Here is an 8,176-nt window from a genome sequence, read left to right on the forward strand (position 1 = left end):
TTGAGCTATGACGAAAATGCAAAATGCGTACGGTAATAATTATACTAAGTAATATGATCGCTACGCAAATCATCACCAAAATCGCAATTTCACGCGCAAAACTTGCAATCGGAGCGCCTTCTATAGAGGTACGAAAAAATGTTATCACAAATAGTCCGAAATGCTTTCCAAAAACAAAAAATAGCAACAAATCGAAGCAAAGTGCAAAAATATAAATTAGTGCAATTATGCCCACAGCAATTTTAAAAGTTCTATTCGACAAAAATGCTGCAAAAATCAGCGAAATAGCAAAAAACAAAACCGAAAAAATTGTCGTAAATTCCAAAAAACAACCTTAAATTTAGCAAAATTTAATGCGTAGTCTAGCAAGAATGACTTTAAAATTTACTAACGCAGGCACAAAAATTACTTTTTAAAGTTATAGCGGCACAAAATTTTATACGGCGATTTTAAATTTCACCGTATATAATTTTGCAATTAAAGCATGGGTTTGTCGTTACACCAAGCGTATGACAGCGAATCGAGCCAAGTTCTGTAGCTAATGTCTGCGTTAACCGACGCGTCTTTGAAAAATCCCCACGTAAAGCGCGAAAACAAAACCGATCGCGACCGCGTAAGGAGCGAACTCGGTAATGCCTTTGGCCGAACTTGCGAGCAAGAAATTATGCGCGATCGCGGCGCCCGCCGCCATGCCGATGACGAAGATACCCGAGCTTAAATTTCCCGTGCCAGCCTGCACCAAATGCTTACCTGGGCAGCCCTCGCTGAGGCTGAAACAAAGTCCTGCGAGCACCATGCCTAAGAAATTCCAAACGAAATCGTTATGTGCGATAGGCTGGCCTTCAAAGCCGAGTTTGTATTGTCCGAATGCGATATTTGCGATGCTTGCAAACACGATGACGCTTAGCACGCCCCAAAACATCGAGAAATCGCCGCGGAAAATTCTACCGAACGCGCCGACGCTGCAAAATTTACTTCTGTGCATCACTGCGCCCACGATAATGCCCGCAGCCAGCGAGATGCCTACCGCAGCGTGTTGCGCGCCGGGACCTTTAGCGGAGATAAAAAGCGCGCCGCCCTCGCCCGTTTTGAGTCCGAAGACCAAGGCTGCAAGCAGTGCAGCGCCCAGTAGCACGGGCAAAATTCCGATCGCGCCGCTAAGCCTTGCCTCTTTGCTCGCCTCATAGCCGCGCTTTTTAAGCAAAAACCCAATGAGTACGCCGCAGATCAGACCCGCTAACCCGGCTAGCGCGGTCAAATCGCCGCCGCCTAGGCGCAAAAACGCGCGCCACGGACATCCCAAAAACACAAGGCAGCCGATCATCGCGAAAACTCCTAGGAAAAATTTCGCAAACGGCGAGCTACCCGTAACCGGCGCAAACTCGCGCGTCCAAAGCACGCTTGCCAAAAAACCGCCGAACACGAGCCCTATGATCTCCGGGCGGATGTATTGCACCGCGCTAGCTCGGTGAAAGCCCAGCGCGCCGGTGGTATCGCGCAAAAAGCAAGCGACGCAAACGCCCATATTGCCCGGGTTTCCAAAATGCACCAGCGTCGCACCCAGCACGCCTAGCACGGCGCCTGCGATGATGTACCATTTAACGTTATTCATGAAAAGATCCTGAAATAATCTAGATCGACCGATCTCTTAGGCGTGATTTTATCCTTTGCAAAATAAAAAGTAAATAAATTCAGATCTAAATTTGCGAAAAGCGAAAGATTTAAATCACGAGGGCAGCCGATAAATTTAGACGCAAGTAAATCGCGGATGTTTAAATTTAGACTCTTTGCTGCAACAAAAACGCCGAATTTATCTGCCTAAACACGGCGCAGGCAAGGTGCGGAAACAGCGCAGGAGTGGCCGCGCGGACAGGATACAAACAAGACGCAGTCAAAATGCGGAAATGGCTTAGACGGAGCACAATACTTGCCGCCAATAAAAACAAATTTCAAATGGTTTTGAAATTAAATTTCAACCTTATTTAAGTATGCGGATATATAATAATGTATTTCAATTTTATTTTAAAGGGCGGGTATGAAAAAGCGAATTTTATTGGTGCCGCTTGCGATAGGCGCGATAGGCGGAGCAAATGCGGCCGAAAACAACGCCACAAAGTCGCAGGATCTGGGTCAAATCGTCGTGCAAGCGACGGTAAGCGCGGTCGATAACCTAAAATACGCGGGCTCGGCCGGAATTTTAACCCCCAAGGATATGAAAGCCAAAACCAACGTGATCGATTCGATTATGCAGATACCGGGCGTTGACGGCAGCATGGATATGGGGCGTCAGATCGGCAGGCAGTTTCAGATCCGCGGATTCGGATATCAAAGCGACGAGCGCGTCATCATCAAGCAAGACGGCGTGCGCAGAAGCGCGGGGATGTACTCAAATATGATCTCATCCTTCCGCACCGATAGCGACATCTTAAAGCGCGTCGAGGTCATAAAGGGCGCCTCGTCCGTGCTTCACGGCTCGGGTGCGATCGGCGGTATCGTAAATATGCAAACCAAAAGCGCGAGTGATTATCTAAGCGAGGGCAAAAGCGTAGGCTTGATGCTAGGACAGAGGCTCGAATCAAACAATATGCATAGCACGCGCGGCGCGGTCTATGGCAAGGGCGAGGAAATTCCGATCGACGTTTTACTCTACGGCAAGCGCGCAAGCTACGGCAATATCAAGCTCGCAGACGGCGGTACGCACTACGGCGAGGGCTACGACAAGAGCTTTAATAACGAGCATATCGATACGGGATTTTTTAAGATCGGCACAAACTTGGACGATCACCGCATAAGCTTCAGCGCCTTTGATTACGACGAAAATTTACACACGATGTGGCAGACACTATGGCAAAATGATGCAGATCTCTTCGTAAGCGGAAATTTAAGCCAGAGAGATTACGTTTTTGATTGGAGCTTTACGCCGCAAAGCCCGCTAGTGGATATGTCTTTCAAGGCCTACAACAGCAGAGCCGAGTATAAACGCGGCTATACCAGCGGCGCAACTACCGGCAGCTACGCGAACAAAGACGATCGTAAGGGACTAGAGATCAAAAATATCTCGGAATTTGATACGGGCTTTTTAAATCATAGCTTTGCTTTCGGCGGCGATTACGAAAATAGGCAGGAGGATGCGATCTTTATCCGAAACGGCGTGCTATCGGATTTTGCCTCCTTTCCAAATGAATACAATAGCTACGGGCTTTTCGCGCAGGATTTGATCCGCTTGCACGATGATTTGGAGCTTACCTTAGGCGGTAGATACGATAGATTCGATCGCGACATCAAAGGCAGATCGGCTAAATTTAAAGATTCGAGATTTTCTCCGCGCGCGGCGATTGCCTATACTCTCTTTGATAAATTTACTCTTTTAGCGGGATACAGCGAGAGTTTCCGCGCGCCTACTCCGCATGAGACATCGCAAAAAGGGCCGATAAACCGAATGTATTATTACATCCCAAATCCCGATCTAAAGCCCGAGACCGTCAAAGAGTACGAGGTCGGATTTAGTTTTAAACAGGATGAAATTTTTACGGACGATCACTTCGATATGAAATTTATCTACTTTAACGGCAAGATCGAAGATATGATCGGCATAAAGGCGCTACCACATCTAGGCGTGCCGCCGGGCGGCTTTTCGCAGCAATACGGACAGTATCAGAATATCTATCAAGCCAAAAGGCATGGTTTTGAGCTTAGCTCAAACTACCAAACGCAGGACTTTGATTTCGGCGCGAGTTTCGAACGACTTAGAATTTACAACAAGCAAACGCACGAAAATATCAACAATCACGCCAAAAAGCTAAGCGTACACGCCTTTTACTCGCCTTTGCACGATCTAAATTTAGGCTTTGAGGTAAGCCGCTACTTCAAGCCTCACTCCAAGCCCGCTTCCTATTTTGTTCGCGGGACGGAGTATTTTTACTCAGATAAAGCCTTTACGATCGCGAATTTCAAAGGAAGCTACAAGATCAAAAACGGCGTTATTTCGGTGCTTGACGGTGCGGACGTGAGCTTTGGCGTAAATAATATTTTCGATCGCCACTACATCAACGCAAACCGCACGCGAGATACTTTGGCAGTCGGCGCGGGACGAAATTTCTACGTCGATTTGGAAGTAAGATTTTAGAGTAAGCTTATACGGGCGAGGTGCTGGTTAAATTTTAAAACTTACCCAGCCTTCGCCCCTCTTTCGTTTTAAATTTAGACCTCATCTTAAAATTTTAACCTCATCGCGACCCTCTGGCGATGAGGCTTAAATGTGGCATAAATTTCTAGAGCTATAAAATCCATAATTTTTAAAATTTAACAAATTGCAAAAATTTTATAGGTCGCAAAGCCCGCAAGCTGCGAAATTCCACGCCTCATCAATCGATAGCGTTGGAGCTTTTTAACACTACTAGATGTTTTTTGCCCGCGAAGCTTAGCACTACGGCAGCATTATTTTCGTCGATCTCGCGCACCAGCTCTACTCGCACGTCGCTAGATCTTGCGGTATCCGAGCTAAGCAGCTCATTTTCTAAAATGCTTTTAAATGCCGAAACTTTGGGCTCTTTTGTATCCGATCTTTCTTTTGCTCCCTCGCGAAATTCCATCGTACCACTCTCGGCAGAGCTTACTTTAAGCGGCGAAATTTTATCCGCTGCTCTTATATTCTCGGCGCTCTCATAGTTTTCGTCCGCCTCCGTAGCTTCCGAACGCTCGGCACGCGCAACTTCATCGTAAAATTTATCGTGTGCACTCTCTTCGCTCACGTTCTCGCCTCTTAAAAAATCTGCGCTATCTACGTTTTTTGAGTCGTTAGAATTTTTTAAATTTAAAGCGGAGCCCTCATCTTTTTTCGCGAACTCTTGCGCGTCAGAATAATTTGGGTTCTTTGATCCGCTCTGATTTTTAAAAGAGGAGTCGTTTAAAATTTCATCTATGCCCGCTTCGTCCACGTCGGCCTCCTCTATGCTAGCGTCGTCTTCAAAAACCCGCCATGTCTCGTCGATACTTTTTTGCGGCTTGTGCGATAAAAATTTTCGCACGCCTACGAAAGCCGCAGCCGCAAGCAGTAACGCTACGATTATCGGCATCACGGAAACCCCGCTGCTACCGCTTTGCGCCGTTTCATTCGCCTCGCTCTTTACGCTCATCTTACTCTGATCGAAAGCGGGATTTTTTACGCGCAAAACGAGTTTTAAATTTCCGTCTTGGGTAAGGGCATCGACCAAGAGACCCGCCCCTGTGGGGAAATTGATCTCGATATCCTTGCCCTTAGGCGCTATCGTAAAGCTTTTTAAGACCTTTTGGTTGGTGCGCATTTCGTTGAATTTCTCATCGCCGCCAAGCCCTTTTAAAATAAGGCTCATCGACTGCCCATCGACACGGCGCACGATGTCTGGCTTGTATGCGGAGTCGAACGCCAAGACGATATCCACGCTATCGTCGTGGTTGAAAAGATCGTATTGCATCAGATTGGCGCCGAGGCAAAAATTTGCGATTAAAATCAAAAATATCTTTTTCATGCTCTTTCCGTTAGTTAAAAAGTTCGGCGATCTTGTCTTGCAGCTCTCGCCCGCCGTAATTTGCGCATAAATTTACGATCGCAGTGCCGATGATAGCGCCGTCTGCGTATTCTTTCGTGGCGCGAACGTCGCTAGAATTGCGAATACCAAAGCCGATCGCTACGGGCAGATCGCTCATTTTTTTAAGATCTGCGACCATATTTTTAAGGCGCGAGATCGGAGTTTGCTTGCTTCCGGTCACGCCGATAGCGCCCACGCCGTAGATGAAGCCTCGTGCGCGGCTCAAAACTCGCGCGGCGCGATGCTCGCTCGTAACGCTGATAAGCGGGATGAGCGCGATATCAAATTCCTCGCAAAGCGCGAAAATTTCTTCATTTTCCTCATACGGCAGATCGGGGATTATTAGTCCGCTGATGCCGTAGCGCGCCGCCTCGGATACAAACTCGCGCGCGCCGTAGGCAAAGATCACGTTGTAATAGACCAAAAACACGAGCGGCTTGCGCGTCTGCACCCCTTTTAAAATTTCAAATACCTTCTCCGCGTTTACGCCGTTTTGCACCGCGGAAAAGCTCGCCTTAAAAATTTCGGGGCCGTCTGCGAGCGGATCGGAATAAGGAATGCCGATCTCAAGCAGATCGATCACGCTTTCGTCTAAATTTGACAAGAACTCCTTCGTGTGCGCGGGGCTCGGGTAGCCCGCCACGATGTAGCCGATGTTTGCCTTTTTGCCGGCGAAGGCCGCCTTGATCTTATCCATAAATCGTTCCTTTTTTGTAATTCATCACGGTATCCATATCCTTATCGCCCCTGCCGCTTACGTTTACGACGATCGTTTTTTTGCCCTTTAGCTGCGGGCAGAGCTTTTCTAAATACGCTAACGCGTGCGCGCTTTCGATCGCGGGGATGATGCCCTCAAGCCTACAGAGCAGTTTAAGCGCCGTGATGCACTCATCGTCGGTTACCGCTTCGTATTTTGCGCGACTTATCTCGTGCAGATGCGCGTGCTCCGGGCCTACGCCGGGATAATCAAGCCCCGCCGAGATGCTGTGAACAGGCTCGATCATGCCGAATTTATCCTGTAGCACGATCGTTTTCATGCCGTGGATGATGCCCGCGCGCCCATTGGTAATGGTCGCTGCATGATAAGGGGTTTGTGCGCCCAAGCCGCCCGCCTCGATGCCCAAGAGCTGTACGTTAGGATCATCCACGAACGCGCTAAAAATTCCTATCGCATTGCTTCCGCCGCCCACGCAGGCTAGGACATAATCAGCCTTGACTCCCTTGCTCGCAAGCTGCGATTTGGTCTCGGTACCGATGACGCTTTGAAAATCCCTAACCATCTTAGGATACGGATGCGGCCCGACCGCCGAGCCGATGACGTAAAATACGCTCTCTATCTCATTCACCCATGCCTGAATCGCCGCGGTGGTGGCCTCTTTGAGCGTTTTAAGGCCGGTGCCGATTTTGATTAAATTTGCGCCCAAAAGCTGCATCCTAAAAGCGTTGAGCTGCTGGCGCGCGGCGTCGGTCTCGCCCATATATACGTCGCACTCAAGCCCGAATAGCGCCGCTGCCGTCGCCGTCGCCACGCCGTGCTGACCCGCGCCGGTTTCTGCGATGACCTTTTTTTTACCCATTTTTTTGGCGAGTAGCGTCTGCGCTAGGGCATTGTTGATTTTATGAGCGCCCGTGTGGTTAAGATCCTCGCGCTTTAGATAAATTTCATGCCCGTAGTGCTCGCTAAGGCGCGCGGCGTGATATAACGGCGTCGGACGCCCTGCGTATTCGCGCAGCAAGTAACCCAGCTCGTCTTTAAATTCCTTCGTCTGCGCTATGGTGTTGTACGCATCCTCCAACTCCTCGAGCGCAAACATCGCCGTCTCAGGCACAAACTGCCCGCCAAAACTCCCGAAATACGCCTTTTTATTCATCCTATCTCCTCGCATTAAATCGTAAGATTATATAAAATTTCGCGTTAAATTTCGCTTTTTTGACGGCACCTTTTGCGACGCTTTTTTAAAATTTATCGGATATATGGCCGCAAAAACGCGCGGCGCAAGATAGCAAATTTTAAAATTTACGCTTCAAATTGTGGCTAATATTTTGCTTGATGAGTAGGCCTTAGGCGCCGTAAATTTGAATAATTTATAAATTTATTTGCTTTCATTGCTAATATCGCTCTTTTTATAATTACCGATAGGACAAATTATATTGTCAGTATCTGTAAGTCTTAATTTTTTCCACTCTTCAAAGCTATTAACCCTAATCAAATTATGTGGGATTTTTGACGGTTCATCAATAATTTTGAGGCACTCGCTCGTTTCTCTTTTAAAATACTGCATAATAAGGTGATTATCGTTATTTTCCAAAGCTTTTTTTATGCATTTTGCTTTTAACTCAACATAATCACTATTACTTAGAGAATTTTTTGAAAAAAGCCGCATTGGAGCGCACTCGCTAATTATTTCCGTATAAATCATACGAAAAACAAAAAACGAAATAATTAGCAAAAATGGTAATAGAATAATATTTTTGTATCGTTTTAAAAATTTCATTTTATTTCCTTATTTAAAATTTTTATATTTTACGGATAAAAACCCTTGATTTTTGTGTCTTACTGCCGCTTATGCCTATACCATTAATATCTATAAAAGCCCAGGCACTTAGGC

At 47.1% G+C, this 8,176-nt stretch carries 6 protein-coding genes and 1 pseudogene; 1 reads left to right on the forward strand and 6 read right to left on the reverse strand.

Annotated elements, in window-relative coordinates; all coding sequences use genetic code 11:
* Both Q0257_RS12990 and yedE read right to left on the reverse strand, forming a co-directional pair.
* A pseudogene (locus Q0257_RS12990) lies at positions 1–325 on the reverse strand (phosphoglycerol transferase); the annotation flags it as partial.
* 225 nt (positions 326–550) lie between these two features.
* Entirely contained in the window at positions 551–1,612 is a 1,062-nt protein-coding gene (gene yedE / locus Q0257_RS12995) for a YedE family putative selenium transporter (protein ID WP_298025452.1), read from the reverse strand.
* Between the two features lie 423 nt (positions 1,613–2,035).
* Here yedE and Q0257_RS13000 point away from each other — a divergent pair, with 423 nt between their 5' ends.
* Positions 2,036–4,126 (forward strand): TonB-dependent receptor, encoded by a 2,091-nt coding sequence (locus Q0257_RS13000; RefSeq protein WP_298025454.1) that lies wholly within the window; start codon positions 2,036–2,038, stop codon positions 4,124–4,126.
* Positions 4,127–4,364: 238 nt separating this feature from the next.
* Here Q0257_RS13000 and Q0257_RS13005 read toward each other — a convergent pair whose 3' ends face one another.
* The 4 genes from Q0257_RS13005 to Q0257_RS13020 all read right to left on the reverse strand — a co-directional run bounded on the left by Q0257_RS13005 (position 4,365) and on the right by Q0257_RS13020 (position 8,062).
* Entirely contained in the window at positions 4,365–5,507 is a 1,143-nt protein-coding gene (locus tag Q0257_RS13005) for a hypothetical protein (RefSeq protein WP_298025455.1), read from the reverse strand.
* 10 nt (positions 5,508–5,517) lie between these two features.
* On the reverse strand, positions 5,518–6,264 hold the full coding sequence (gene trpA, locus Q0257_RS13010) for a tryptophan synthase subunit alpha (protein ID WP_298025457.1): 747 nt from the start codon (positions 6,262–6,264) through the stop codon (positions 5,518–5,520).
* Entirely contained in the window at positions 6,257–7,438 is a 1,182-nt protein-coding gene (gene trpB, locus Q0257_RS13015; protein WP_298025459.1) for a tryptophan synthase subunit beta, read from the reverse strand. The genes trpA and trpB overlap by 8 nt, the downstream gene beginning before the upstream one ends.
* Positions 7,439–7,660: 222 nt before the next feature.
* Positions 7,661–8,062, reverse strand: coding sequence for a hypothetical protein (locus tag Q0257_RS13020; protein ID WP_298025461.1), 402 nt, complete (start codon positions 8,060–8,062; stop codon positions 7,661–7,663).
* Between the last annotated feature and the right edge of the window lie 114 nt (positions 8,063–8,176).

The organism is uncultured Campylobacter sp. (genome assembly GCF_938018035.1).
Taxonomy (GTDB): Bacteria; Campylobacterota; Campylobacteria; order Campylobacterales; family Campylobacteraceae; genus Campylobacter_B.